At 41.4% G+C, this 24,864-nt stretch carries 19 protein-coding genes and 1 tRNA gene; 4 read left to right on the top strand and 16 right to left on the bottom strand.

Features of this window, described 5'->3' with window-relative positions; all coding sequences use genetic code 11:
* Positions 1 to 8 precede the first annotated feature (8 nt).
* The gene (locus Q8M62_RS21175; protein WP_304900215.1) at positions 9 to 4,292 is read right to left on the bottom strand and encodes a T9SS type A sorting domain-containing protein; all 4,284 of its coding nucleotides are present in this window, start codon (positions 4,290 to 4,292) and stop codon (positions 9 to 11) included.
* Between the two features lie 92 nt (positions 4,293 to 4,384).
* Positions 4,385 to 5,512, bottom strand: coding sequence for a DUF1573 domain-containing protein (locus tag Q8M62_RS21170; RefSeq protein WP_304900214.1), 1,128 nt, complete (start codon positions 5,510 to 5,512; stop codon positions 4,385 to 4,387).
* A gap of 40 nt (positions 5,513 to 5,552) precedes the next feature.
* On the opposite strand from Q8M62_RS21170, the gene trpS reads away from it, so the two are divergent.
* A complete protein-coding gene (gene trpS / locus Q8M62_RS21165) occupies positions 5,553 to 6,527 on the top strand; it encodes a tryptophan--tRNA ligase (RefSeq protein ID WP_304900213.1) in 975 nt (324 codons plus the stop codon).
* A 123-nt stretch (positions 6,528 to 6,650) separates the two neighbouring features.
* Here trpS and Q8M62_RS21160 read toward each other — a convergent pair whose 3' ends face one another.
* The 6 genes from Q8M62_RS21160 to Q8M62_RS21135 all read right to left on the bottom strand — a co-directional run bounded on the left by Q8M62_RS21160 (position 6,651) and on the right by Q8M62_RS21135 (position 11,832).
* The gene (locus Q8M62_RS21160) at positions 6,651 to 7,211 is read right to left on the bottom strand and encodes a 1-acyl-sn-glycerol-3-phosphate acyltransferase (protein WP_304900212.1); all 561 of its coding nucleotides are present in this window, start codon (positions 7,209 to 7,211) and stop codon (positions 6,651 to 6,653) included.
* Positions 7,208 to 8,011 carry a patatin-like phospholipase family protein gene (locus Q8M62_RS21155; protein WP_304900211.1) on the bottom strand — a complete coding sequence of 268 codons (804 nt, stop codon included), beginning with the start codon at positions 8,009 to 8,011 and terminating at the stop codon, positions 7,208 to 7,210. Before Q8M62_RS21155 ends, Q8M62_RS21160 begins: the two co-directional genes overlap by 4 nt.
* On the bottom strand, positions 8,001 to 8,840 hold the full coding sequence (locus Q8M62_RS21150) for an MBL fold metallo-hydrolase (protein ID WP_304900210.1): 840 nt from the start codon (positions 8,838 to 8,840) through the stop codon (positions 8,001 to 8,003). Before Q8M62_RS21150 ends, Q8M62_RS21155 begins: the two co-directional genes overlap by 11 nt.
* A 154-nt stretch (positions 8,841 to 8,994) precedes the next feature.
* A complete protein-coding gene (locus Q8M62_RS21145; RefSeq protein ID WP_304900209.1) occupies positions 8,995 to 9,942 on the bottom strand; it encodes an acetyl-CoA carboxylase carboxyltransferase subunit alpha in 948 nt (315 codons plus the stop codon).
* Between the two features lie 865 nt (positions 9,943 to 10,807).
* Positions 10,808 to 10,881 (bottom strand) — tRNA-Asp (locus tag Q8M62_RS21140).
* Positions 10,882 to 11,124: 243 nt separating this feature from the next.
* The gene (locus Q8M62_RS21135) at positions 11,125 to 11,832 is read right to left on the bottom strand and encodes a 6-phosphogluconolactonase (protein WP_304900208.1); all 708 of its coding nucleotides are present in this window, start codon (positions 11,830 to 11,832) and stop codon (positions 11,125 to 11,127) included.
* A 183-nt stretch (positions 11,833 to 12,015) separates the two neighbouring features.
* On the opposite strand from Q8M62_RS21135, the gene Q8M62_RS21130 reads away from it, so the two are divergent.
* A complete protein-coding gene (locus tag Q8M62_RS21130) occupies positions 12,016 to 13,467 on the top strand; it encodes an amidohydrolase (RefSeq protein ID WP_304900207.1) in 1,452 nt (483 codons plus the stop codon).
* Between the two features lie 54 nt (positions 13,468 to 13,521).
* Complete coding sequence (locus Q8M62_RS21125) at positions 13,522 to 13,977, top strand: DUF4440 domain-containing protein (RefSeq protein WP_304900206.1); 456 nt, start codon at positions 13,522 to 13,524, stop codon at positions 13,975 to 13,977.
* Positions 13,978 to 14,054: 77 nt separating this feature from the next.
* Here Q8M62_RS21125 and Q8M62_RS21120 read toward each other — a convergent pair whose 3' ends face one another.
* The 4 genes from Q8M62_RS21120 to Q8M62_RS21105 form a co-directional block, all read right to left on the bottom strand.
* On the bottom strand, positions 14,055 to 15,722 hold the full coding sequence (locus tag Q8M62_RS21120; RefSeq protein WP_304900205.1) for a hypothetical protein: 1,668 nt from the start codon (positions 15,720 to 15,722) through the stop codon (positions 14,055 to 14,057).
* 181 nt (positions 15,723 to 15,903) lie between these two features.
* Positions 15,904 to 16,485 (bottom strand): peptide-methionine (S)-S-oxide reductase MsrA, encoded by a 582-nt coding sequence (msrA, locus tag Q8M62_RS21115; RefSeq protein ID WP_304900204.1) that lies wholly within the window; start codon positions 16,483 to 16,485, stop codon positions 15,904 to 15,906.
* A 33-nt stretch (positions 16,486 to 16,518) separates the two neighbouring features.
* On the bottom strand, positions 16,519 to 16,773 hold the full coding sequence (locus Q8M62_RS21110) for a DUF3253 domain-containing protein (protein ID WP_304900203.1): 255 nt from the start codon (positions 16,771 to 16,773) through the stop codon (positions 16,519 to 16,521).
* Positions 16,774 to 16,778: 5 nt separating this feature from the next.
* The gene (locus tag Q8M62_RS21105; protein ID WP_304900202.1) at positions 16,779 to 17,321 is read right to left on the bottom strand and encodes a class I SAM-dependent methyltransferase; all 543 of its coding nucleotides are present in this window, start codon (positions 17,319 to 17,321) and stop codon (positions 16,779 to 16,781) included.
* A gap of 77 nt (positions 17,322 to 17,398) precedes the next feature.
* Here Q8M62_RS21105 and Q8M62_RS21100 point away from each other — a divergent pair, with 77 nt between their 5' ends.
* Positions 17,399 to 19,402: an LTA synthase family protein gene (locus tag Q8M62_RS21100; protein WP_304900201.1), complete on the top strand. Its 2,004-nt coding sequence runs from the start codon at positions 17,399 to 17,401 to the stop codon at positions 19,400 to 19,402.
* Positions 19,403 to 19,417: 15 nt separating this feature from the next.
* On the opposite strand, the gene Q8M62_RS21095 is transcribed toward Q8M62_RS21100, so the two are convergent.
* The 4 genes from Q8M62_RS21095 to Q8M62_RS21080 are packed head-to-tail and all read right to left on the bottom strand — an operon-like array spanning position 19,418 to position 24,858.
* Positions 19,418 to 20,587 (bottom strand): hypothetical protein, encoded by a 1,170-nt coding sequence (locus Q8M62_RS21095; protein ID WP_304900200.1) that lies wholly within the window; start codon positions 20,585 to 20,587, stop codon positions 19,418 to 19,420.
* An 11-nt stretch (positions 20,588 to 20,598) separates the two neighbouring features.
* Positions 20,599 to 21,828, bottom strand: a complete 1,230-nt coding sequence (locus Q8M62_RS21090; protein ID WP_304900199.1) for a YaiO family outer membrane beta-barrel protein — start codon at positions 21,826 to 21,828, stop codon at positions 20,599 to 20,601.
* Positions 21,828 to 23,288, bottom strand: a complete 1,461-nt coding sequence (locus Q8M62_RS21085) for a glycosyltransferase family 2 protein (RefSeq protein WP_304900198.1) — start codon at positions 23,286 to 23,288, stop codon at positions 21,828 to 21,830. Before Q8M62_RS21085 ends, Q8M62_RS21090 begins: the two co-directional genes overlap by 1 nt.
* Entirely contained in the window at positions 23,281 to 24,858 is a 1,578-nt protein-coding gene (locus tag Q8M62_RS21080; RefSeq protein ID WP_304900197.1) for a HEAT repeat domain-containing protein, read from the bottom strand. Before Q8M62_RS21080 ends, Q8M62_RS21085 begins: the two co-directional genes overlap by 8 nt.
* Positions 24,859 to 24,864: the final 6 nt, after the last annotated feature.

The following is a 24,864-nucleotide window of genomic DNA, read 5'->3' as shown; positions in this document are numbered from 1 at the left end:
GGATTAATTTATAAAACTATTAATTTTCCAAAATAGGTTTTCTGATCTGTGCCAATGGCCCATATCAGGTACGTGCCTTTTGTTATTCGGTTCAAACGGATCTCTGCATCCGTATCATTGAGCACAATGATCTGAACCATTTCGGTGACATTTTTTCCCTCAGAGGAATAAACTGAAATTGACGGCTTGGCTGCTAAAACGCCGTCCGGAAACTCAATTAGTACCCTTGAAGAGGCTGGGTTAGGATAAATTTTCAAATTCAAGGCTTGATTTACAAGTGTTCCAAAGATTCCCGAGATAGTCAAGGTCACGGATTTCAAGAGGGCCTTACAAGCCGCCGATGAAGTCAATTCCACTGCATATTCCCCCATCAATTCCGCTGTGTAAGTTCGGGTGGTTTTTCCTTCCAGTTTCTCTCCATTTCTATACCACTGATAAGTAAAATTACCTTCAGGCGCTCGGAGAATATTTCCATCCACTTTGATTTCACCTTCCGGAAGCGGATTAACTTTTACCTCAAAATCTTTGGATTCGGATAAGCATCCACCCGGATACCGGATCACCGCATGATAGATCCCGGACTCAGAAACTTCCAGTTTTTTTCCGGTTTGTCCCTGAATTTCAGCTCCGTTTCTTCTCCATCGAACAACTTCGAAGGGAAGAGAAGAACTGAGTTCCAAAACTCCTTTTTCCCCTTTGCAGAAAGAAGTTGGCCCTGAAATAACCACCTTTTCAGCTTCCTTCCTGACTATTGAGACTTTTGCCACGGCCTCCGTTACATTCTTGGATTTATCTTCAGCACGAATAGCTACTGAAAATTCCTTCCCAAGATCTTCACAGGTAAATCGGTTTTTGTTAATCGTCAGGGACTTGATGCTGCAATTATCACCAAACTCGGCTAAAAGCATTTCAGGGCTTATTTCCACTACTCCTTTTGTCACATCCAGTTCCAAGTTTATGTTCTTCGGCACCAATACTGGTGGACTTTGGTCTTTTACAAGGACCTTGATGATTTTTTCCCAAGTTTGTCCAGACTGACTTTTTATGAGAATTTTTACTGTTTTTTCCCCGATGTTATCGCAGGTGAAACTCTTGGGATCCAGTGTGATTTCAAGGTTTGGATCTGAGAGGGGCCAGTTTACGAAAACATTTTCGGGTGTTAGATCTGCTTTTCCTGATTCATCAAGAATTAGTTCGATAGATTCCTTAATTAGCGGATATGAAGTATCTGATTCAGTAACCTCAATAGTTACTGAGGAAACTGGACAACCATTAGCCAACTTTAACCAAGCTGAATATATACCGGGTTCAGAAACAATAAGAGATTTACCAACCTGTTCAAGGATTAAGTTTGAATTTTTCCTCCATTCCAATACAGTGTAATCCAGTTCATTTCCGAGTGTCAACTCAACGGTACCTCCTACATTAAAAACTCCCTTTTTGGTTAGGGATACTTTCACAGACTCCACTATGTTTAGATTAGCAGTCGCCGGAAATGCCCTTGAATTACCCGAAGCATCCGAAACTGAAATCTGAAAGGTCACAGGATAACTAATTTTTTCAGAATCGACATCTGCACAGGTAATTTTGGATTGACTAAGTTGAATTTTTATAAAATCCGATCCACAGTTATCTTGAGGTAAAGTTTTGAAAAAATTTTTTGGATCTAAAATCAATTCACCAACAGACAAATCAAAATTGAAATTAACTGGGGTATACATTTCCTCAAAAACAGGAGCAGTTGTATCTTTAACAATCACATTGATCCAAAACTCTTCACTATAATTTTGACTAAGGTTTAACGGAGATGATTGATACTTGAGCGTGATTTTTACTTTTTTTGTTCCAAGGTCGCTACAGTTAAACTCTGTTTGACCAAAAATCACTTCATTCGCAATTCCCTCAGTCACTCCAAATACATCTTTCAGAGTTAAAGTTGATTTACCGGATCCATCCAAAATCAGTGTGACATCGTCTCGATAGCCAGAAGGCAAATTGGGGTCCTCATAGATAATTAGGCTGGATTCTACCATGCAACCCGTAGACAAAAGCAGTTTAGCCTGATATCTTCCCGAACTGCTTATAGAAATTTCTTTTTCATTCTGTCCTGAAATAACGACTCCATTTTTAGTCCATTCCAAGACTTGGTATTCCAACTCATTCCCAAGCCTTAGAATCGAAGTTCCATCATCAATTAATGGATCCAGCGAAGTAATAGACACCTTTTGGGATTCGATTACATTACCTATAATCACCTTAACTCTCCGTGAAAATGAGTTTCCAGATGGATCTGTTGAAATTAAATCCACAGGAAATTCCCATACTGGCATCTCTAGATTCTCATAAATATCAGCACAAGTCACTTCAAATCTACTTTGCATGATATTCCAATTTTTTGCGCAATTATCTTTAAAATCGATTACATCAAAATCAGCAATCGAAAATGACACTTTCCCAACTACAGGGTCAAACAAAAACGTCGCGTTAGCAGCATCAAAATAGGGAGGAATTGTATCAAACACCCAAACCAGCGTTTGATCAATTTGCTCCTCTCCTGTTCTGGTATTTTTCGATGTAATGCTAATCAGAGTAGTTCCAATATTGGAACATGAAAACTCAAATCCACCGGAGGAAACAAATGTAAAAGGCTCTGAAGGTGGATTAACCAAAAAATCATTTGAAGTAAGGAATGCCTTTCCCTCTTCATTTAGATAGAGTGCAACTGAATCTTTCACCCCAGGAAATACAACCGGCACATCCTCTCCTCTTTCAAAAACAAGTAAAAAAGTACCAAAACTCAAATCTGTATGTACTGCTTGAAATGGCATATTTCCCTTTGGCTGAAGTGACTTTGTCCAGTTCATAGGAAATCTAATAGAGGCCCCATCAAAAGTACTTGAAACTTTCTGACTCGGATCAAAAGGGTTTTGAAAATCGCTGATTTCATAAGCAACATCCTTGAATTCCGAGAAATCGGAGAAGTCTAGTTCGATCAGTTCCGAACCAGTAAAACTCAAAATACTTATATGAAATTGGAAAGGGTTATACTTGTTCTGTGTGATTAAAACTTCCCGAGTTTTAGTAGGATAGATGGAATAGCTACTTGTGTTGTCAAAAGGAAAAAAATCGCTCTGCCATTGTGAGAAATTCAAGCCTTGGAATGGCTTGTCCGTATTGGCAATATTGCTATAAACATTTGAATCCCAAATGGAATTTGGGAATGAGGAGGAATTACCTAGAAAAGCAAAAAAACTTCCATGGACGTTTAAAAGCTTATTTCTTTGAAAACTTAAGCCATCCAAAGGCTGAAATTCTACCTGATTTCGCCCCCCGAATACTATGTTGTCATCAAATGAAATGTCCTGATTTGGAGAATAGTTTCTACCCAATGTCACATTACTGACATCATTTGTAGCAAGCCTTCCTCCCTGCAAATCCGAATAAAACAGGTTAGATCTAACTTCCATGTCAGAACTAATATTGTTCTGAGACCCAATAGTTAGGTTGTGCGGGGGCCGGAATAAAAATGGATCAAATGTTGCAATTACTCCTGTATTGAAAGACACATTCCGCTTTACTATAACACCTTTATTGGCAGGATTTGTTGTGAAGATATTAATTCCCTGTGAGGCATTCTGGAAGATAAAATTGTTTTCAATTATTTTCGGTTGATCAGTTTGGTCATGTTGGATATACATTCCATGCCCCGTGCCTCTGCTAACATCTTGGGATCCATTGTTAAAAATCACACAACCGTAAACTTCAAGATTCAGCCCGGATCGCCAAAGCTCCAACCCACCTCCAACCACATCATAAATCCAACAATTTATGATTTTATTATTGTCACCAAAAACACTAATTCCTGATTCGTAAGGAATTGCGGGAAAACCATTTGAAGCGTCTGATTTTCTGATTAGGGATGAGGAAGTCAAATGAATTCCTACAAACCAAGTATATGACCCGTTAATTGTAATTCCTGATCCGGTAGTTCTTTTTTTTCCCACATCAATAATTGCTTTTCCCTGATTCAGGGCAAGTATTACAATCGGTTTTCCAGGAGATCCAGTCAGATTACTGGTGAAATTTCCTTCATAAATCCCATCAAGCATTACTAAAGTATCACCGGCAAAAAGAGGTGCAGAACCACTTAATGCGAAATCCAGACTCCAAGAGTCAACTTGGGTAACTCCTTTATTAGTTTGAGAACCTGTGGGAGATGAGTACTTTTTCCCACATAAAGATTCATTATAAACACTTATTACCAAGAAAATTAAGAAAATCAGCCTTTTCATCTTGCCCAATTAAAATGGTTTATTATAAAATTGTTCAAAAAAATTCACCTTTATCAATAGATATAAATTTAAATGAATAATTCCTTGAAAAATTACTCAATCCTACTCTTCATAACGATCAATTGAACGGGATTTAAAGGGTCGTTTGAAAAAATATAAATATTTCGTTGGTCAATCCCTTTTCTCCCTATCGGATCTAGCGTCAAAGACAATTCCATGCTTTCACCAGGGGCTAGACTGGATTTTGGCACTTCTATCTTCAAACATTCACAATTCCCCTCAATTTTCCTGATTTCAAGCGTTTGACGCCCCTTATTCGTAAAGGTCACAGACCTTCTGGCCAAGGTTTTTGAGCTGATTTCTCTTAGATCGATTTCTTTCTGTCCGATGAAAAGTTGGGGGACATCATTCAGATTGCTCTTTTGGATAGGTGGGAAATATTCAAATAAATCGGCAATGAGGTCTAATTTAACCTCTGAACCAGGAATATTCTCCCAACTGACCGGAACTTGATCTTCAAAGTACCCCAGATCATTACGGATTTTCCCATCATAGCGAATCATCAGTAATCCTCTTTCCTGGGGTCTCACAAATTGTTGCACTTGTGAGATTTGGATATGGGGAGGTGTTTGGGATCGAAATGCCCCCTTATCAAGCAATTGATCTCCCATGTTGAAAAACTCGACGTATTTTATTTTTGGCTCGTTATCAAATACATCACCCATATTGACCTTTTTCAATCGAAAACCCAGGTCACCTTGTACCACTGGGTAAGCCCTTTTGATATCACTTGGATAAGGAACTGAAATCCCTTCCAGATAAAGAGAATCCTGAACGCCGCTTAGATTCCCTTTTACTACGATCAATTTTGAAAAAAAACCCGCCGCAGAAGTTGGATCGAAGGAGATAATTAACTTTCCGGATTCCCCCAATTCCAGAGAATCCAGGGTGTATTCTACTGTGGTGCATCCACATTCGGACCAGACATCGGTGATGTAAAAAAGTGAATCCTGCGTATTCGAAAATTCAAAAATGCCTTTTTGGAGCCCTTGTTCCTCTAAAATAGTACCGAGGTCAAGTCGATTAACTTTCCAAATCAACTTGGGCCCACCAGTGGACTGAGCAAAAGACCAAATCGGGAAAAAAAACAAAACCAGAATAATTAATGGGGCTGTAGCAAAGCGGATCATACCTGCAATTAACGCATAATTTCGCCTCAATTATAGCTCAATTTGCTTAATTTGCGCCAAAATAAAGCAAATGGCAAGAGTTCTTACTGGCATTCAAAGCTCCGGACGCCCACATTTGGGCAACATTTTAGGAGCAATAGTTCCTGCAATCGAATTGATCAATCAAAATAAGGAAGAAGCCTTCATTTTTATTGCAGACTTTCACTCACTTACTTCCAGCAAAGACGGAAACCTGCGTAAACAAAACACTATGGCGGTGGCTGCTGCTTGGTTGGCTTTTGGATTAGATATAGAAAAAACGACTTTTTATCGCCAATCTCATATTCCGGAAGTAACTGAACTCACCTGGTATCTCAACTGCTTTGCGCCATATCCCATGCTTGCCAATGCACATAGCTTCAAGGATAAAGCGTCACGGCTTGCCGATGTAAATGCCGGCCTTTTCACCTATCCGGTATTGATGGCTTCCGATATTTTGCTCTATTCCGCTAATCTGGTTCCGGTGGGAAAGGATCAGCTACAACACCTGGAAATGACTCGGGACATCGCAACCACTTTCAACCGGATCATGGAGGAAGAAATTCTGGTAATCCCTGAGGCTCGAATCAGTGAAGAGGTGATGATAATTCCGGGAACTGACGGTCAAAAAATGAGTAAGTCTTATAATAATTACATCGACATTTTCCTACTCGAAAAGGAATTGAAGAAAAATGTTAACAGCATCGTCACTGACAGTACACCACTCGAAGAACCCAAAGATCCGGATACATGCAATGTATTCAAGCTCTACAGTCTTTTGGCCGACAAGGGTCAGACAGAACAGATGCGGGCCAATTATCTGGGCGGTAATTATGGATATGGTCATGCCAAAAAGGAATTTATGGAATTGATCCTAAGTAAGTATGCTAAAGAGCGAGAGACTTTTAATTTCTTTATGAACAATCCCGCTGAAATCGAAAAAAGACTCTCGGCAGGTGAAGAAAAAGCAAAAACAGTCGCTTTTGAGCTTTTAAACCGAGTCAGAAAAAAGCTTGGATTCAGGTAAAAGACATTTTGTGCAATGATGTGATTATTATTTCGGGTTCAAAATAAATGAAAAACCGAGGGCTGGATTGATGAATTACCCTTCATCAATCCAGCCCTCTTCATGTAATATGTAAAGCAAAAATCAAATAATCCCTTTCTCCGGATGCCTTCCTGTGACGGTTCGACCAAATGCCTTTAATTCTTCAATTTGGCCATCCATATCGCCGGTAGGGTAAATACAGGGACCTATCCCGGCTTCCTTCTTTTTGTAATCCAAATACCCCACAACAATTGGAACATTTGCTCCAAGTGCGATGTGATAAAAACCTGATTTCCATTTTTTTACAGCACTCCGAGTTCCTTCAGGAGTCACCATCACCACCAGTTCATCACGAGCATTCAGCATGTTAACCATCGCCTCTGTATAGGTTTGTTGCCTACCACCCGGTACTCGTTTTCTATCAATGGCAATAGCTCCCAAGCCTCGCAACAACCATCCTAAAGGACCAACCATCACTTCTTTTTTTATAGTGAAGCGGACAGGAATATCCATCAGAAAAAAAGCGGCACGTGCATAGAGAATATCCCAATTGGACGTATGTGGAATAGCGATTAAAACCGCCTTTTTCAGTCCATCAGGCCATTGATCATTCAACGACCAACCTGAAATCCAAAAAACGAATCTGGAAATTGCCTTCATCATACCGATAACTGTTTAGCGCTGGAATTTGCCAATTCTAATAAACCCGGGTTTTCTTGAATCACCCGCATGGTTTGGTCGTATCCCGCCTGGAAGAGTTCGGGAGCTTTTTTGATGTCAAAAACTCCATATTTACCAAGTCCCGGTGCTTCTATAAAGAAATCACACTTTGCTTTGCGGCTGTAAACATTATAATTCATAGACATGATCACCGCACGTTCGATCAATTTTTTCATGTTACTGATATTGCTTTCTTCTGGAAGATGATTGCAGTTGACTCCGATGACATAATCACAAATCCCCTCCAATGGCTCAACCGGGAGGTTGTTTAGCACGCCTCCATCGACAAGAAATTTGTTGTCAATCTTAATGGGTTCAAACATCCCCGGAATGCTGCTGGAAGCCATGATCGGCTTGATCAATTCTCCCTCATCGAAATAGACCACTTTGCCTTTTTGAATATCAGTAGCTGCTACTGCAAGTGGAGTTTTGAGTTGGGCAAAGTCATTGTGAGGAAGGTAGGTTTTATACAGCGAACCTATACTTTCCATTTTCAAAATCCCGTTCCAGGATATTGCTGGACGCATAAATTTGAAATAATTCGTCTCTACAATAATCCTGAGTATCTCTTCTGGCTGATAACCTTGACAATACATCGCCCCGACTATAGCTCCTGCGGAGGTTCCAGAAATTTTCGCCGGCACAATACCGACTTCATTCAGCGCTCTTAATACACCTAAATGCGAGATTCCCCGAACTCCTCCTCCGGATAAAGCAATACCAACTTTGATTTTAGATTTCATCGAGTCTGAAAGTTTGGTCCAAACGAACTCCCCGATCCGTCATTTTCACGGTACAGCATTCATTAATGGGATCGTGCTCCAAAAACAAAATGTACCCTTCCTTTGCAGCTTCTTCCAAAAACACCTGCTTTTCACTCATGGTAATCAAAGGCCTTGTATCATATCCCATGACATAAGCTAAAGGGATATGTCCTACTGAAGGCAGCAAATCAGCAACAAAAACTACAGTTTTGCCTTTGTACTGAATTCTTGGAAGCATCTGCTTGTCGGTATGCCCATCTACAGTAATGAAGTCAAATCCCGGAAAGAGACTTTTTTGACCCAGATCCAAAAACTGCAATTGACCCAATTCCTGTAGCGGAAGTATGTTTTCTGTCAAAAAAGAGGCCTTTTCCCTTGGATTGGGCACAGTGGCCCATTCCCAGTGATCCGCATTAGACCAATAGGTCGCCCTTGGAAAAGTCATTTCGTATTGACCATGTGAACCATAGCTGACACCACCACCGCAATGGTCAAAGTGCAGGTGTGTTAAAAAATTATCGGTAATCTGATGAAAATTAACCCCAAGCTGATGGAGACTTCCTTTCAAGGTGTCATCTCCATGAAGGAAATAGTGGGAGAAAAATTTTGCATCTTGCTTGTCGCCGATACCATTGTCTATCAGTACGATTCGATCTCCTTCAACGGCCAACAGACTTCGCATCGCCCAAGAGCAAAGGTTATTCTCGTCGGCAGGATTGGTGCGAGACCAAAGCGATTTGGGAACGACACCAAACATAGCACCGCCATCCAATTTGAAAAACCCAGTATTGACAGTGTATAATTCCATTTGGGTTTGTTTTGGGTTAAAAAGCCAAAAGCAACCTTTCCCAGGGTGGATAGATTGCTTTTTGGTTTATTTAAAGTTCTTGCGTTTCTGCAATCTCCTGATAGCTATCTGGATTTCAAATTCTTGAGCTGAGCGTAGGCGAAGCATCTAATCATCACTCAACCACCACACCCATTGCACAAAACTTGTCAATGCGGTTTTCAATTCGTTTTTCAGGCTTTTGCTTGTCCAACTCTTTCAAAGAATGCAGTATTGCCTCTTTAATGGTTTTGCCCATCCATTTCATATCTCTATGTGCTCCACCAAGTGGTTCAGGAATGATGTCATCGATCAAACCATTGCCTTTCATATCTTTTGCTGTGAGCTTCAGTGCTTCAGCTGCTTGTTCCTTGTAATCCCATGATCTCCAAAGAATTGAAGAACAGGATTCAGGTGAAATCACTGAATACCAAGTGTTTTCCAACATAAAAACTTTATCACCGATTGCTATACCCAAAGCGCCACCTGAAGCACCTTCACCGATGATGATACATATCACAGGAACTTTGAGCATAAACATTTCCTTCAGGTTTCTTGCGATGGCTTCGCCCTGACCTCTTTCTTCGGCTTCCAATCCCGGAAATGCGCCAGGAGTATCGATCAAAGTGACGATTGGCTTTCCGAATTTCTCTGCCATTTTCATCAGGCGAAGCGCTTTACGGTAACCTTCCGGATTTGCCATTCCAAAATTGCGTTCTTGTCGTTGTTTGGTGTTTCGGCCTTTTTGCTGACCGATAAACATCACTGTGCGTCCGTCAATGTCTCCTAAACCGCCAATCATGGCTTTGTCATCTTTTACACTGCGATCGCCATGAAGCTCGATAAAGTCATTCGTGATTTCGTAGATGTAATCCAAGGCGTAGGGCCTATCTGCATGCCTGGATAGCTGTACGCGTTGCCAGCGGGTGAGATTTTCAAAAGTCTCTTTTTTCAAAGCAAGAATTTTTTCCTCTAAAGACTCAATATCGCTGCTTAAATCAATGTTCCGACCTTTTGCGAGGTCTTTCATCTCTTGAAGTTTTTGCTCTAAATCAGCAATGGGTTTCTCGAATTCTAATACCATTTTGGTGAATTTTGGAAGAAGCAAAGATAAGGATATCTCTCAATGGTCAATAAAATAGATCCTTGGAAATGGAAAGTGAAAATATAAATATGACCCTGAACCTTAATTCTTCAAGCCTTATCAAAACGCCTTTTTTTGACATAATTAATTGAATACTAATTGTATTAAACAATTCCAAATAGCGCCAAATTGGTATTAATAAGAGGGTACGCAATGTATTTGAGACTAAAACATAATTTAAAAAGTCAGGGAGAAATTTATCGATCATTTTCCAACAAGACTTCGAAAACCCATAAAAATCCCAAAACCGGAGCAATGTATCGAATGGACTTATCGCCTTTGAAACCGGAAAACTCCACCCCGGCATTAAACTAAAACAAAAAAGCCTTAGATTTTTCTGAGGCTATCAGCACAATGGACAGCCTGTCCCGAGAATCGAGAGGACTCAAAACCAAGACCTGCCAAAAACAAAAAAGCCCCAGATTACGCTGAGGCTATAAGCGGAATGGACAGCCTGTCCCGAGAATCGGGAAGACTCAAACCCAAGACCTGCCAAAAACAAAAAAGCCCCAGATTACGCTGAGACTATATGCGGAATGGACAGCCTGTCCCGAGAATCGGGAGGACTTAAAACCAAGACCTGCCAAAAACAAAAAAGCCCCAGATTACGCTGAGGCTATAAGCGGAAAGGACAGCCTGTCCCGATAATCGGGAGGACTCAAACCCGAGACCTGCCAAAAACAAAAAAGCCCCAGATTACGCTGAGGCTATAAGCGGAATGGACAGCCTGTCCCGAGAATCGGGAGGACTCAAAACCAAGACCTGCCAAAAACAAAAAAGCCTCAGATTTCTCTGAGGCTATAAGCGGAATGGACGGGACTCGAACCCGCGACCTCCTGCGTGACAGGCAGGCATTCTAACCAGCTGAACTACCACTCCGTTTTTTGTCCTTCTCGTTTGAAGTGATGCAAAGGTAGGTATTTGCTCTTTCCATGCAATATATGGTTTGAATATTTTTGGAACCCATCCCTTATCTGGTTCAATTTCAAAGAAATAATTTTTCAAAATGAAGGAAAAATCATCACGCTTACTGATTTTGGATCGCTTTTGACTGACATTATTGGCTCAAGTCTATTGATTTGCCTTTTATTCTGGCAAAAAATTACACCATCAACAAAATTTTTAAATCACACGCTTGTCCACCAAAACGTCCACATTCGGATGAAGCCAAAGCAGTGATGCCGGACATTGGGTACTCACTTCCTCGTTCAACAATTTCTCAAAAGCAGCTTTCTTTCCCGATCCTGAGATAAAAAGCAGAATTTTTTTAGACCTCAATATCTCCCCCACCCCCATCGTCATCCCAAAAGTCGGCTGCTGCTTTAGTGATTTAATCATCCCATTATTCAACGTACTTTCGGCCAACTTCGCAACATGAAAACCGGGTTGCAGGATTTCAGCTGGTTCATTTAGTGCAATATGCCCGTTTACTCCTATTCCAAGGATGCAAATGTCAATTTCTGATTGCCATAATTCGCCCTTCATCCGCTTGCATTCTTCCTCAGGATCTGCTGCAAAAGGGTCAAAGGTCAAATACCGATCCTTGGAAATCCCCAATGGCTGGATAAACTTAGTCTGCACATCATGCTCCGAAGTAAATGTCGACCCTGCCTCCAAACCTCCCCATTCGTCCAATTTTACTACTCTAAGTTTAGAACAGAAATCGGGATTTTGATCTTGAAAAGTTTTCATTTCGGAATAAAGTCCGGAAGGTGACCCACCACTTGCGACGCAGAAAAGCAAATCAGGTTTTTTGTCGATTTCATCTTTGACTAGCTCGAAACCCTTTCTGCTCATTTCTGAAAAATCGGATAAATAATGGAAGTTCATGATTTGGATTTACGGTTTATAATTACCTGAGTTTTGACATTCAATCAGCTGTAAAAATAGCTATTCCAATGACTCACCACCTTCATTTCTAAAAGAATGACTCCATGACGGCAGAAAACTTTCTCAGATTCCAAATCCATGCTTATCTTATCCCTATAAAACCTTACAAGACCACCAATCATCATGAAAAAACGCTATTTAGTAATAGCTGCGGCATTTATCAGCGCTACTTCTCCCCTTTTTGCCCAAAAAAATACAACAAAGCCTAATCCCTTAAAGCAAACTGTCCAGCTCACCATCAAATCCCGATTTGCTGCAATGACTGAGCTTAGCGATCAAATTTGGGCTTTCGAAGAAATTGCCTTTCAAGAAGTCAAGTCTTCAGCAGCCCTCTCTGCCTATGCTGAAGAACTCGGATTCAAGGTGACTCGTGGCGTAGGGGAAATCCCAACGGCATTCGTGGCAGAATACGGCTCGGGTAGCCCCATCATCGGCATTATGGGAGAGTTTGACGGACTTCCCGGTCTTTCACAGAACAAAGTTCCTTTTAAAAGCCCACTTCATGAAGATGCCCCCGGGCACGGTTGCGGTCACAATCTATTTGGTGTGGCTTCACTCAGTGCCGCAGGAGCGATCAAGGATCTCATTGCCGACGGAAAAATCAAAGGGACAATCCGATTCTATGGAACTCCTGCTGAGGAAAAATTCTTTGGCAAACTCTGGATGCTTCGGGCTGGACTGATGGATGATGTGGATATCATGATGGATTGGCATCCTGAGGATCAAACCAAAACCGACGTTCAAAAAGGTCTGGCTTTGGTTGATTTTATAGTAGAATTCAACGGTCAAGCCGCTCATGCTTCCGCTGATCCATGGAATGGTCGTTCTGCTTCTGATGCATTGGAACTTTATACCAACGGAATCAACTATTTCCGCGAACACGTCAAACCAACCGTGAGAATGCACTACCACATTCAGGACGGAGGTCAGGTAGTCAATGTGGTTCCGGACTATAGCAGACTTTGGGTACGGGTAAGAGATACCAGTCGAGAAGGCTTAATGCCTGTCTGGAAGCAGGTGGAGAAAATGGCAGAAGGGGCAGCAATTTTGGCCAATGTCAGCCACAAGGTTACTTTGGTCTCTGGCGTGCATGAGATTTTGGTAAACCGAAGCGGATCAGTTGCTATGCAAACCAATCTGGAAGCACTTGGGCCAATCACCTACACCGAGGAAGAGCAATCATTCGCCAAAAAGATTCAGGAAGCTACCGGAAAACCTCAGATCGGGCTGGTATCAGTCATCAAACCACTGGAAGAGACATTGGAACACAGCATGGGAGGAAGTACCGATGTCGGTGATGTGAGTTGGGTAGTACCCACGATTCGTATGACCGCGACCACGGCACCAAACGGCACACCTTGGCATTCCTGGGCGGTGGTAGCCTCGGGAGGAATGTCCATCGGGCACAAAGGGATGGGTTACGCAGCCAAAGCACTTGCCATGACTATGGTTGATCTCTACCAAAACGAAACCCTCCGAAACGAAATCAAAGCGGAATTCAAAGCCAGAAAAGGAGATTATGTCTATAAAGGAATTGTTCCTGATGGTCCTCCTCCTTTGAATGCAGGCTATTGATTGGGAAAATCCTCCAAAGAGATTGAAGCTTTTACTAATCGAATCCCCTTTCCTATGAAAACTGTCTATCTCCTACTCTTCCTTCTACTTAACACAGCTGCTTTCGCTCAAAACGCAATTCCATCCGATGAAAAGCAAGTGCAACAACTGATTCAGGATTCCTTTGATGGGATCTTTTCAGAGTTCAATTCAGACTTGCTTCCAAATTTCTACACCCCTGATTTCTTACTCTTCGAGCAGGGGGAAATTTGGGACATGGCTTTTATCCAAAACTACCTGACTCGGGCTCAGGCCAATCCCAATCCTCCTACCCGAACCAATCGTTTTGAATTTATTCAGACCAAAGTAGAAGGAAATCGGGCTTGGGTGGGCTATTGGAATTATGCGACGATCACCCGGGATGGAGAAGTGATCCGTGAAATCAAGTGGCTGGAAAGTGCCACAGCAGTGAAAACCAATGCAGGGTGGCGATTGGATATGCTTCATTCCACTCGAGTGGAAAAGCCTTGAGTTTAATGAAAGCAAAAAGCGGTAGCCAAAATTTGGCTACCGCTTTTTTAAATAGTTAGAATTCTCTTTTAAAGGGCTTAACCAAACAGTTTTTCCAAAATTTTATAAGTGATCAGGTAAGTTGGGCGAACGCCCTCCATTCCCAAAGCTCCCGAGGCCAAAGTACTTCCCGTCTCCAATGGGTTGTCCGAGGCATAATAGGCATAGAGCACTTTTACATTGGAGCGGATGCTTTTTCGGATCTTGGAAGCGGATTGGATGGCTTTTTGATAATGCGCCCCTTCCATCTCCAGTCCAACGGCATGCCAAGAGGACTTCATGAAATAGGTGAGGATATCCCGGTTTTGCAGGGATGTACCCAAGACAGTTACCATTGATCCGGTATAGACTCCCAAACCATATCCTTCGAAGTCTGCTTTTTTCAGCTCATTCCTGAAGGGATAATTATCGGCAGTTCCTTCGAACACGTGTGAATCCGGAACCATTAAGTCTCCTTTTCCGCCGTGTAAAATTCCTGCTTTCCCCATAATGGAAGTCGAAATGACATTCAGCGAATACTCCTTTTCGCCCACATTATATTTTTTCAATAATTCGTCAAAGCACTCATAGGCTTGCTCCCCAAAAGCATAATCCATTACCACGAAAACCGGACGCTTTTCTTTTTCTTCCGGAAGGGCAACACCAGGGATTAAGGTCGAATTTTCAAGCCAGGCCGTGTCAATGATCTGTGCTCCGATATTTGTACCTGACTCGTCAGGAAGATCGATGAATCCATGTTTCTCCGCATAATCACGAATTTTCTTTCCGTGGTTATTTTTTGCTTTGACAGAAATATCCATCACCACCTGCTCGATTTCCTCATATGACTTCAATCCCAATGCCTGATGACCATAGATGGTATTCAGGACGCTGTGAAGATTGGCTGAGATGATATGAATCGGACGTTTAAGCAGATCCAGATTCAGTAGTGTTTCCTTGATTCGGTCTGCCCAAAGTTCTCCATAGACGTGATGCCCCACTCGCTCTCGCAAGGTTGCAGAGAAGCTTATCTCACGATCCAATCCTTCTGTCGCTTCATCCATGGCCAGTTTCCCGAGGTAATACACGATGGAAAAAAGACTGTTTGAATTACTGCTACTCTCAAACTTATCTACTGCGTCTCGGGTCTCTTCAAAAGTTCTTCCGATCAAATGACTCAAATAAGCACTGGCAGATTCTTTGTCAAACTCCTCCCCATCCTGTTCTTTTTTCACAAAATCAGCCAGCATGGTCCAATTGGAAGAAAGTCTACCTTTTGGATCGGTGCTGTTTCGCAGAATTTTTTGGGATTCTATGTATAGAAATGTAAGGTGAGTCAGGATATCGTAGATGTCAGACCGACCACGGGTCATCTCCACGTACATAATCTGATGATCCAATCGATAGCAATTACGCTTTCTTTTGGCCGGGATGAGTGGTGTCAAATGAGAGGTTTCATACCCCTCACGACTGATCAATCGTACGTAGCGGCATTCCTCAATCCCTCTGGGCAGACGCTCCATCACATAGAGCAATCCATCGAGTTCCAACTTTTCTGAATCGGTAACCAAACCATAAATCTCCGGACTTAAAGTCATCAGTGCACTGATAAGTCCTTCACCGGAAACACCCAATGGCTTGTAGCTACCTCTGTTAAAAAGATGGCGCATCGTAATGTACAATCGCTCAATGGCTGCTCTGGACTCTTGTGCTCTGGTTCGTTTCATTCTATTTTTTTAAAAAGGTTAAATTCTACAAAAGTAGTCCTTTTTGGCGAACTAAATCCCTCCTTAGGTTAATTGAATGTAAAGAATGGATTTTTGAATTGCCAATATTATTAAAACCAGACCTTTAAAAAACACTTCCATTCTTTCTCCAGACCCCAGACACCCTTTCCCTGCCCTATACTCACTTTTTTAACTTCTCCCCAAAATACTTCTTCAGCTTTTCAACTTTTGGGCGGACTACAAACTGGCAATAGGGCTGCATTCCGTTCAGATTAAAATAGTCCTGGTGGTAATTTTCAGCCGGATAAAAATTGGTGAATGCGGTAATCTCAGTCACGATGGGATTGTCAAAAACCTTACTGTCATTCAGTTCAGCTTTATGTTTTGAAGCAATTTCCTTTTGAGTTTCATTATGATAAAAAATAGCCGAGCGGTATTGCGGCCCTGCATCTCCTCCCTGTCTGTTGAGTGTAGTGGGATCATGTGTTGCCCAAAAAACTTCAAGTAAATTCTCCAAGCTGATTTTCTTTGGGTCAAAATAAACATTGATAACCTCTGCATGTCCGGTCGTCCCGGTGCAGATTTGCTTATACGTTGGATTGGGAATAATCCCCCCTGCATATCCTGAAATGACTTTTTCCACCCCTTCCAATCGCTGGAAAACAGCTTCGGTGCACCAAAAGCAACCTGCACCAAGGGTAATCAGCTCAAGGCCGTCGGGAATTTCGATAGTTGTTTTTGGAAGTGCTTGTTCTAAGTTCATGGGGATTAAATTTAGGGGATAACACTAGGGTAATCACTTTGGTTTGGCAAGTCCGGAAATCCTCACAGGACCTCTGGGGTTCTGGTTAGGGTCGATGGGATTACCCTTTTGAGTCACCTCAATCAGTCCTTCACGGTACATCTGCATCATCTCCTCGTGGATATCAGGCATAAAAAGCTCCCAATCCTGGGGAAATAGCTGCCGAACTACCTCGGATGGGCAAAATGTTTTCTTCTTTCTCCTTCTACAAAAATCCAATATGGCTGTTCGGAGTACTTCCACAGGCATTTTTTTTAATGGCAAATCATGACAAAAGCGGGTGGTAAATTTCGCATAGTGAACTTTGTTTCAATTTTTGAAAAGTATTTTCCGAAAAGTTTTTTTAGCAAATAGGAATAGCAAATCTGGATAAATTTCCCTTTTTCGTTGAGTGAGTTTTTGGTATGGTATAGAATCTGATCTGTAGCCTCCTTGGAGATTAAACTAAAAGGCAGGGACGACAAAACATAATCCACTTTTCTTCCTTTCAGATAAAGCTCTAAATTCTCTGCTGAATCACAAATTATTTGGACATTCGGCATGGGAAACTGCTTTTCCATGGCATCACAAAAAGATCGGTTTATTTCAAATACCATTAGCTCTGCATCGGGTGAAAGTCTGTCTATGATCCCTTGTGTGATACTTCCATCCCCTCCACCAAGTTCTACCACCAACTTGGCATTGGCAATATCTGTATAGGAAAGCATTTTATTGACTAAGGCTTTGGAGCTAAAGGTAAGTGCCCCAGTAGTACTTAAATTGGAGTAAAGCTCCAATAACAAATCTGATTTACTCATATATTTGAAATAACGGCTGAAGATACCCTGTTTTGCCCTATATTAAATCTCATATTCAAAAAACTTAACCGCACAATATGGCCCAAAAGGCTGAAATCCGCTCCACACTCCCACTTCGTGTTCAGAACATCTTAAGAAATTTTTGGGGTATGGCCCTGATTTTTACCGGATTGATAATTCTATTTCGAATTGCTGAGGTTATTCTGGTATTTCAAACACATGTTTTAAATTTTTCTATCGCTGAAGTCCTTTGGTCAGGTTTATATCAGGACGCCGGCTGGTTGTTCTATTTTCTGGGACTGCTATTTATAATTTATGGAATATTAAGTCTTATTTCTGCGCTTTTAGCACGAATCTTACTTCAGATAACACTGACCATTTTTCTGATTGCTCACTTGGGCCTGGTGTTTTATTTCACGAAGACACTAGTGCCGCTCGGAAAAGATCTTTTTGCCTATAACTGGAATGATCTTGTATTGACTGTATCCGCTTCAGGCCAGTTAAATACACTTAATCTGATTTTGGGAAGTTTGGCTATTGCTTTGATTTTGGGCCTACTTTATCTGGGGATCAAAGTTTCCAGGTTTGGACTGAAATTCTACGCAGGAATGACCGCCTTTCTTTTTCTCGGACTTTTGATCATGACTTTGATTCCCAGAAATTCCAATTTGGATGCCGATGAAACCAAACGGAATATTGCACTGAATAAGTCCAAATATCTGACAGAAGAATCCTTTGACCACTGGATGTACGGAGGCGAGTTTTATTTTGATTTTTACCTACGAGGAACAAACGATGATCTGTTGGTGAAAAAAGATTTTACCAATGACGAGTTTCCTTTTCTTCATAAGAACAATTATCCTGACGTTCTAAGCCCATTTTTCGATAGTCTGACCCAGGCTCCTGATTTGGTTTTTATTTTTGTGGAAAGTCTTGGAAAAGCCTACTCTGGAAGAGATGCATACCTGGGAAGCTTCACCCCATTCCTCGATTCACTTGAACAGCACAGCCTTGTCTGGACCAATGCGTTGTCCTCAACAGGACGGACTTTCGGACTGCTCCCGGGTGTATTTGGAGGCCTTCCTTTTGGTGAAAAAGGATTCCTCGAACTCTATCAGGAATTCCCACATCATCAATCCCTCCTCAGCGTTTTGGGGGATAATGACTACGAAACCCGATATTTTATAGGTGCTGACAAAAATTTTGACCGGGTAGCGGACTTTCTAAACTACCAAAAGCCAGTTCAGCTGGAAGATGAGTCTACTTTTTTACCACAATTCAATAAAACACCTTCTAAAAGCGGCTTTTCCTGGGGGTATCCCGATAAGGATCTTTTTCTTAATGGACTTCAAAAACTGCCCAACGAACGAACAGCCCCTCAATTGCGGATCTTTCAAATGCAAACCTCTCATGATCCTTACATTGTCCCGGAAAGAGAATTTTATCAGGAAAAACTCCAAAATCACCTGCGCAATTATCTAAATCTCAGCAATGCAAAAATCTCTGAGTATATGTCCTATCAGGACATCTATATGACCATATTATATGCAGATGATGCAGTGAAATTGTTTATCAACGCGTATAAAAATCGTCCTGAGTTTTCCAATACCATCTTCATTATTACGGGCGATCACCGGCTTCCCGAAATCCCCATGGTCTCCAGGATTGATCGGTTTCATGTGCCGCTGCTTATTTATTCCCCCTTGTTGAAACGCAGAGATTATTTCAAGGGGGTAGCAAGTCATTATGAAATTACCCCTTCGCTTCTGGCGATGCTGGAAAAACAAAACTTGGTGACACTTCCAGAGGAAGTTATCTGGCAAGGACAGGTATTGGACACCGCAAGAAACTTCCAATCCCTATTGGCAATGCCCTTGATGCGAAACAAAAACCAACTTCTGGATTACATTCACGGAGAGTTCTTTCTTTCCGACGGTCAGGTTTTCCTTGTTTCTGACGGGATGAATATTGATCCAATTGAAGACAATGACGCCCTTAACAGACTAAATGGAGAGTTTGAGGAATTTAAAAACAAAAACAGCTATATGGTCCAAACCAGAAAGCTTTTGCCAATTCGATAGCGGTTTTTCAATTTGTTAGTTGGATTCTTTTTTGCTTTTTTCTAAGACCTGAGTAACTAAAGGGAGGTAGTAATTCCAGAAAAAACTCTGACGATCCGTATAATCTGAGGCAACATAAAGCCCACGCCAAAGCGTAGGCAATCCATAGAAACGATGGGACCCAAAGTCTCCTCTTATGTCAGAATAATCTCCGGAAAAATAGTATTGACTGCCTTTTTCAAAATTCCTGACGATTGCAGCCGGAAAAAATCTCGGTAATCCCATGCTCCTCATCCGTTGCAAACCTTGTGAAGTGGGAGCTATATCATAATAGGAAATCACTTGATAGTCCCGTTCGATCATCACCACATCAAACCAATCTGGATACGGTACCACTTCGGGCAGTTTGAATCCATGCTTGTTAATTTTCTGAGTACGAATAAGTGGAATCTTGTTTTCATAATCCCGAGTATGAACAAAGGCCTCAATTTCACCGCTTTCTTTTATGAAAATCAATCCCGGGCCACTTAGATTCCAAATTTCGTGTTGACGTTCGTATTGCCGGATCATCCAACCGGGAATATCTCCATTGACCATGGTATCCAATTCATCGAAGTAGCGACCAATCCATCCTGTCCATTTGATTCCCATCAGATTTTCAAATTCCGTCCGAATTGCTTTTGGCGTAGGCGAAGCAATTGAATTGTATTCAGCCACTACCACTTTGCCTTCCTCTTTAGCCATCCGAATCATTTGAAGTTCGGGAAAGTCCAATCCTCCATAAATCTTTTTGGTGATTTGTTCTTTTTTGTTTTCCGAAAAATCACCTTCATACACGCCATAGGTGTCGGCAATGTATAGGAGATCTTGCTGTCTGACCAGAGTCCGAATTTCGTCCTGAGACTTACCTTTCAGATCTTTAGCTATTCCAAAATCCTGCTTCCCAGTGGGAAAAAACCCCAAATAATCCTTGTCAATCTGATAAAATTCACCATCAGATTTTTTGTATTTCAAATGATTTAAACTCCAAAAAAGTCCAGCATGCTCTTGGAAACTCTGATCTTTCACAGTTTTGTCTATGACCAAAATGTCCAGCTTTTTGCCCGGCAATAAATACCAGATCGCAAAGCTGAACAGTGGAAGACCCACAAACAATAAGAATAGTGGCCAAAGCCGAATAAGGAAACCCTTTAATTCTTCTTTCATAATGCTTCTGCCTAGAATCGGTACTCGAATCCGAGGGATAAATTAAGGTTATTTCTAAAGTTGTCTGTACTCAGTTCATCGCGACTGTATCCAGTGAATCCATAAATCATAAACTTTGGAGAAATCAGCTGTTGATAGCCAATTCTTGCTCGGTAGGAATTGAGCAATTGGGATTGGTCTCGTGTTTCTTCATCCGGTGATACCCCTGTACCGAGCTGAATGCTGAAGAAATCTTCAGCCGTCTTGAAATAATATCGAGCCGTAAATTGTGTGGAGGTGCTTGCCCCTAATGTTGCATCAGGAATCACATTTAATCTCAGATTTAACCACCAATTTCCGGTGTATTTGCCAACAGAACCGGTAATGATATGGGTGACAGCCGAAAAGCCGAGATATCGATATCCACCTTCTAGCTCCCATCCCTTTTCCAAATTATGGAAATAAGAACCACCAAATCTGAATTTTGGAAAAAAGGATGCTCCCGAACCCCCGACATTAAGATAGGCGTACCCGTTTTTCCCGATGCTAGGATACGCGTCCAATTCTACCAAAGTCCCAAAATTATCGAATCTGGCTGACTGAGTTACGCGGGCGATCAGGGCTCCAGTCAATTTTGTACGGGTTCTTCCGTAGAACGACCAAGTATGCCAAGGTTCAATGGCTCCCTCAAATGTATCGTAATCATAGGTAGCTCCCACAGCATTGACCTTTCTGAACCGTTCGAGGTTTTTCATGTAGCCCAGCATTCCCTCAGTTTTGAAGCCCTTTTTAAAGAGGGGATTGACTAATTCAAAAGCCTCCTTATATAGCTCACGATAGTAAAATAAGCGGGACTCCCGGTAGATGATTTCATCCGGAATTGAAGTTCCAAAACTGGATTTTGCCCGGCCAAGAATCTCATCCGCTTTGGTGTAATTTTCTGACCAAAATAAATTATCCAAGTAAGCGACATATCCGTCAGAATAAGTTGGAGAGGCCACTATAGCACGTTCCAGATAAATATTGGCTGAGTCATTTTTCCCTTCCCAAGCATAACTTCTTCCTACCAAAATCAATATATCGGCATAGTTTGGATACTTATCCAAAGCTCGATAGGCAATTTTTCTTCCTTCAATATACTTTTTCGAAAAAATCAACTCTCTTGCTTGAAGTAATAGTTCGTCAGGATCAAATGAATCCTGTGCCATCAAGGAGTGGGTCGAAACAAGCAGAGAAAATACAGCGATAAATAATTTTTTCATCAGCCCGTGGATTGTGGTGTTAAATTTTTCTTATCCTCTGCCTTTTTGAAGCCGGTTCGGATCATAGACCCCCATCCGCCTTTACCCTTAATGAAATCAAAATGACCCTGAAGTCCCCATAGGACGATTTTCGGATGTATTACAAAAGGCTCAATAATGATCATCCAAATTAATTTTCTCAAATCCTTCTTATCCTTGTAATTGTTGAAAGCAATCTGCTCATAGAGTACACTGAAAGATGAGACCAGCAATGACAATAAATACATCATCACTAATAATGCGAAAAAATAGACTGCACTAAAATCTCCCGTCACCAGCAGAACTAGCGTATAAAGTACCCCAACAGATTCGAGAATAGGTGCGGACTTTTCGAAAATCGACCAAAAAGGGTAGGAAATCATTCCCAGTATACCATATTTTGGATTGAGTCTTAGCGCCTGATGAAGTTGAAGTGTCTCTATGGTTCCTCTCATCCATCGGTTTCGCTGTTTGGATAGTATCTCCTCACTTTCAGGAACTTCTGTCCAGCATAAAGGATCAGGTACAAAGCCGACTTTATGTGGTATTTTTTGCTCTTCCATATACCTTCGCATGCGGACAATCAATTCCATGTCTTCCCCTACCGTCTTTGGAAAATATCCCCCCACTTTTCTGACCAAATCCTTACGGAAAAATCCAAAAGCGCCTGAAATCAGCATCAGTCCGTTGATGCGGGACCAAGCCATCCGACCCATCAAAAAGGCACGGAAGTATTCGATAACCTGAAATCTTCCAAGTTGTGACTCGGGAATGCGATAGGTAGTCACAGTCCCGTCCTGCACATCGCAATTATTTGCTATGCCGATCACCCCGCCGACTGCAATTACTTTTCGGTTGGTCTCCTCCATAAATGGACGAACCATTCTGGAAATGGAGTCGCTCGAAAGAATGCAATCCACGTCGATACAGGCTAAAATTTCCAGTTCGGCAATATTAATTCCTGTATTTAAAGCATCAGCTTTCCCCCCATTTTCCTTATCAATGACAGTGAGTCGACGGAAAGACATGTTTTTGGAGCGGTAAACACCCCTGACAGGCTTGGTTTCAATCTCAGGGTTATAGGCATAATGGGTCTTCTCCAGCTCAAAAAAATGAATGAGTTTTTCAAGTGTATCATCTTTTGAGCCATCGTTTATCAGGATGACCTCAAATTTTCCATAATGAAGAGAAAGTAGGCTTTGCGCATTTTGAACGATATTTTGGCCTTCATTATAGGCCGGAGCCAAAATGGACACGCCAGGTGCAATCGGTGAGGTGATGATATCCCCATAATCAGCAAATCTGTTTTTACGAAGGTAATCCCGCATTTCCAGAGCACTCAGGATCATCAAAATCAAATAAATCAAAATGACGGAGAAACTAAGGACCAAAAATATCACGCCCAAAATCTCCAAAATGAGAAAAAACAAAAAGCTATACATGCTGCAACATTGGGTCTAAAATGTGTTTTCTGATTTCTATCGTTTCTGTTTCAGGATTTGTGGATGTAGCTAGTTCAAAGCGGTCTCTATCCAAGTCATAGAGACTTTTCAAAAAGCCATGTTTTCTTCTGAAATCTGTCTCAACTGCAATCAATCCGACCAAAATATCTGCTGAAACTGAATCCCCGATTGATCCGGCAGCTTTGGCCGCAGCCATTGACAATTCTGCATTTTCAGAATTCAGGCAATCATTGATAAAACCCACTTCCATGTGGGCTCCCAAGGTGGAATAGACTTCCAAAATTTCGATTTTCTCTTCGTCAGAAATCTCGCCTGATCGGGTTGCCAGATGCTCAATCAGATCCACCCTCCCCAACACACTGACCAATTTATATCCAAAAATGCGAATGCTTGGATTTTTGGAATCAAACAAAATTTGGAGTTTGAGATCTTTTTGATGCCTTACAAATCTGATAATCCGAAGGTAATTCATCTGCTGCCAAAGGGATAGCGGAAAAGTTTGATCTCTTAAAAATGTAAGATCCACTTTTTCAGACAAATTAAGTAAGGTGGCAACAGCCTGTGATCTGATATGAAAATTTGAGGAATTGGCGTGGACTTTTACCTTTGGCAAAGCTTCAACCAAATCCATTTCATTAATTTGTACCAAACCCATTGCTACCTTATCCCATTCGGAGCTGCTGAGTGAATCCAAAGAGATCTTATCTAAGCTTAGTTTTTTAAAGATAGCCTTCAGCTTTTCTTTAAAATCTCCTTTCATTTTTTTATTTAAACCGATAATCCGATCTATCAGGACATCCTTGTACAGCGGCTTCGCCAGCATCTCTTCAGGAAAATACTGATAAATATCGTCGAACTTCATTAGCTCTATTTCTTCCTGTTCTTTTTCAAACAATAAGGAAGTTAAGGGGTCAATAATTAGCCGATCATAGTCCTTGCGGAGCTTTTCCCGCTTATTTATTTTGGCTTTCATAAAAAGCATAGCCACAATCATAGAAGTTGCAATTATCAGGAAAAATGCGATAACCCCAGTGACTATAAAAAGCTTATAATCAGAAATAAACCTCAACTTAAACTTCTGCATGGGTAAATATGGCGCGTAGGATGCCAGAGAAACCAAATCATCAGACGGAGCTATTTCCTCAAATTGGACTAAAAGATCTCCGCTTTGTATCCGATTTGATAGGTATTCCCGCGTGGCAGCAACACTTGATACTTCAGAAAAAACCAAATAGTGCAGTTTGTATTGAAGGCTATCATAATGGAGAGGCATTTCCAATTGCCTGATCTGCCCAAAGTCTGAAAAAAGCTTGGATAAAAAACCCGAGTCAGTTTTGACAAATAAATAAAGACTGTCAGTCAGAAGCCTATCCGAAATTAGCTTCTCCTTAATTTGAAACCTGTAACTGACTCCGGGGATCTCATTTTGCAAGATCAAAAAATCACGAAATCCAATAGAATCCTCCGGAATCAAGTTTTCCTGAGCATGAGTTAATCCGGTGATCAATGAAAATAAACCTATGACAATCCAGCGTACATGTCTCTTCATTGGATT

The sequence above is a fragment of the Algoriphagus sp. genome (genome assembly GCF_030694375.1).
In the GTDB taxonomy this organism is placed as follows: domain Bacteria; phylum Bacteroidota; class Bacteroidia; order Cytophagales; family Cyclobacteriaceae; genus Algoriphagus.
This window is presented reverse-complemented; position numbering and strand designations above follow the sequence as displayed.

Excerpts from the sequence above, each read along its gene's own strand:
- Q8M62_RS21175 (WP_304900215.1), bottom strand. The coding sequence starts at position 4,292 with ATGAAAAGGCTGATTTTCTTAATTTTCTTGGTAATAAGTGTTTATAAT.
- trpS (WP_304900213.1), top strand. The coding sequence starts at position 5,553 with ATGGCAAGAGTTCTTACTGGCATTCAAAGCTCCGGACGCCCACATTTG.
- Q8M62_RS21160 (WP_304900212.1), bottom strand. The coding sequence starts at position 7,211 with ATGATGAAGGCAATTTCCAGATTCGTTTTTTGGATTTCAGGTTGGTCG.
- Q8M62_RS21155 (WP_304900211.1), bottom strand. The coding sequence starts at position 8,011 with ATGAAATCTAAAATCAAAGTTGGTATTGCTTTATCCGGAGGAGGAGTT.
- Q8M62_RS21150 (WP_304900210.1), bottom strand. The coding sequence starts at position 8,840 with ATGGAATTATACACTGTCAATACTGGGTTTTTCAAATTGGATGGCGGT.
- Q8M62_RS21145 (WP_304900209.1), bottom strand. The coding sequence starts at position 9,942 with ATGGTATTAGAATTCGAGAAACCCATTGCTGATTTAGAGCAAAAACTT.
- Q8M62_RS21135 (WP_304900208.1), bottom strand. The coding sequence starts at position 11,832 with ATGAACTTCCATTATTTATCCGATTTTTCAGAAATGAGCAGAAAGGGT.
- Q8M62_RS21130 (WP_304900207.1), top strand. The coding sequence starts at position 12,016 with ATGAAAAAACGCTATTTAGTAATAGCTGCGGCATTTATCAGCGCTACT.
- Q8M62_RS21125 (WP_304900206.1), top strand. The coding sequence starts at position 13,522 with ATGAAAACTGTCTATCTCCTACTCTTCCTTCTACTTAACACAGCTGCT.
- Q8M62_RS21120 (WP_304900205.1), bottom strand. The coding sequence starts at position 15,722 with ATGAAACGAACCAGAGCACAAGAGTCCAGAGCAGCCATTGAGCGATTG.
- msrA (WP_304900204.1), bottom strand. The coding sequence starts at position 16,485 with ATGAACTTAGAACAAGCACTTCCAAAAACAACTATCGAAATTCCCGAC.
- Q8M62_RS21110 (WP_304900203.1), bottom strand. The coding sequence starts at position 16,773 with ATGCCTGTGGAAGTACTCCGAACAGCCATATTGGATTTTTGTAGAAGG.
- Q8M62_RS21105 (WP_304900202.1), bottom strand. The coding sequence starts at position 17,321 with ATGAGTAAATCAGATTTGTTATTGGAGCTTTACTCCAATTTAAGTACT.
- Q8M62_RS21100 (WP_304900201.1), top strand. The coding sequence starts at position 17,399 with ATGGCCCAAAAGGCTGAAATCCGCTCCACACTCCCACTTCGTGTTCAG.
- Q8M62_RS21095 (WP_304900200.1), bottom strand. The coding sequence starts at position 20,587 with ATGAAAGAAGAATTAAAGGGTTTCCTTATTCGGCTTTGGCCACTATTC.
- Q8M62_RS21090 (WP_304900199.1), bottom strand. The coding sequence starts at position 21,828 with ATGAAAAAATTATTTATCGCTGTATTTTCTCTGCTTGTTTCGACCCAC.
- Q8M62_RS21085 (WP_304900198.1), bottom strand. The coding sequence starts at position 23,288 with ATGTATAGCTTTTTGTTTTTTCTCATTTTGGAGATTTTGGGCGTGATA.
- Q8M62_RS21080 (WP_304900197.1), bottom strand. The coding sequence starts at position 24,858 with ATGAAGAGACATGTACGCTGGATTGTCATAGGTTTATTTTCATTGATC.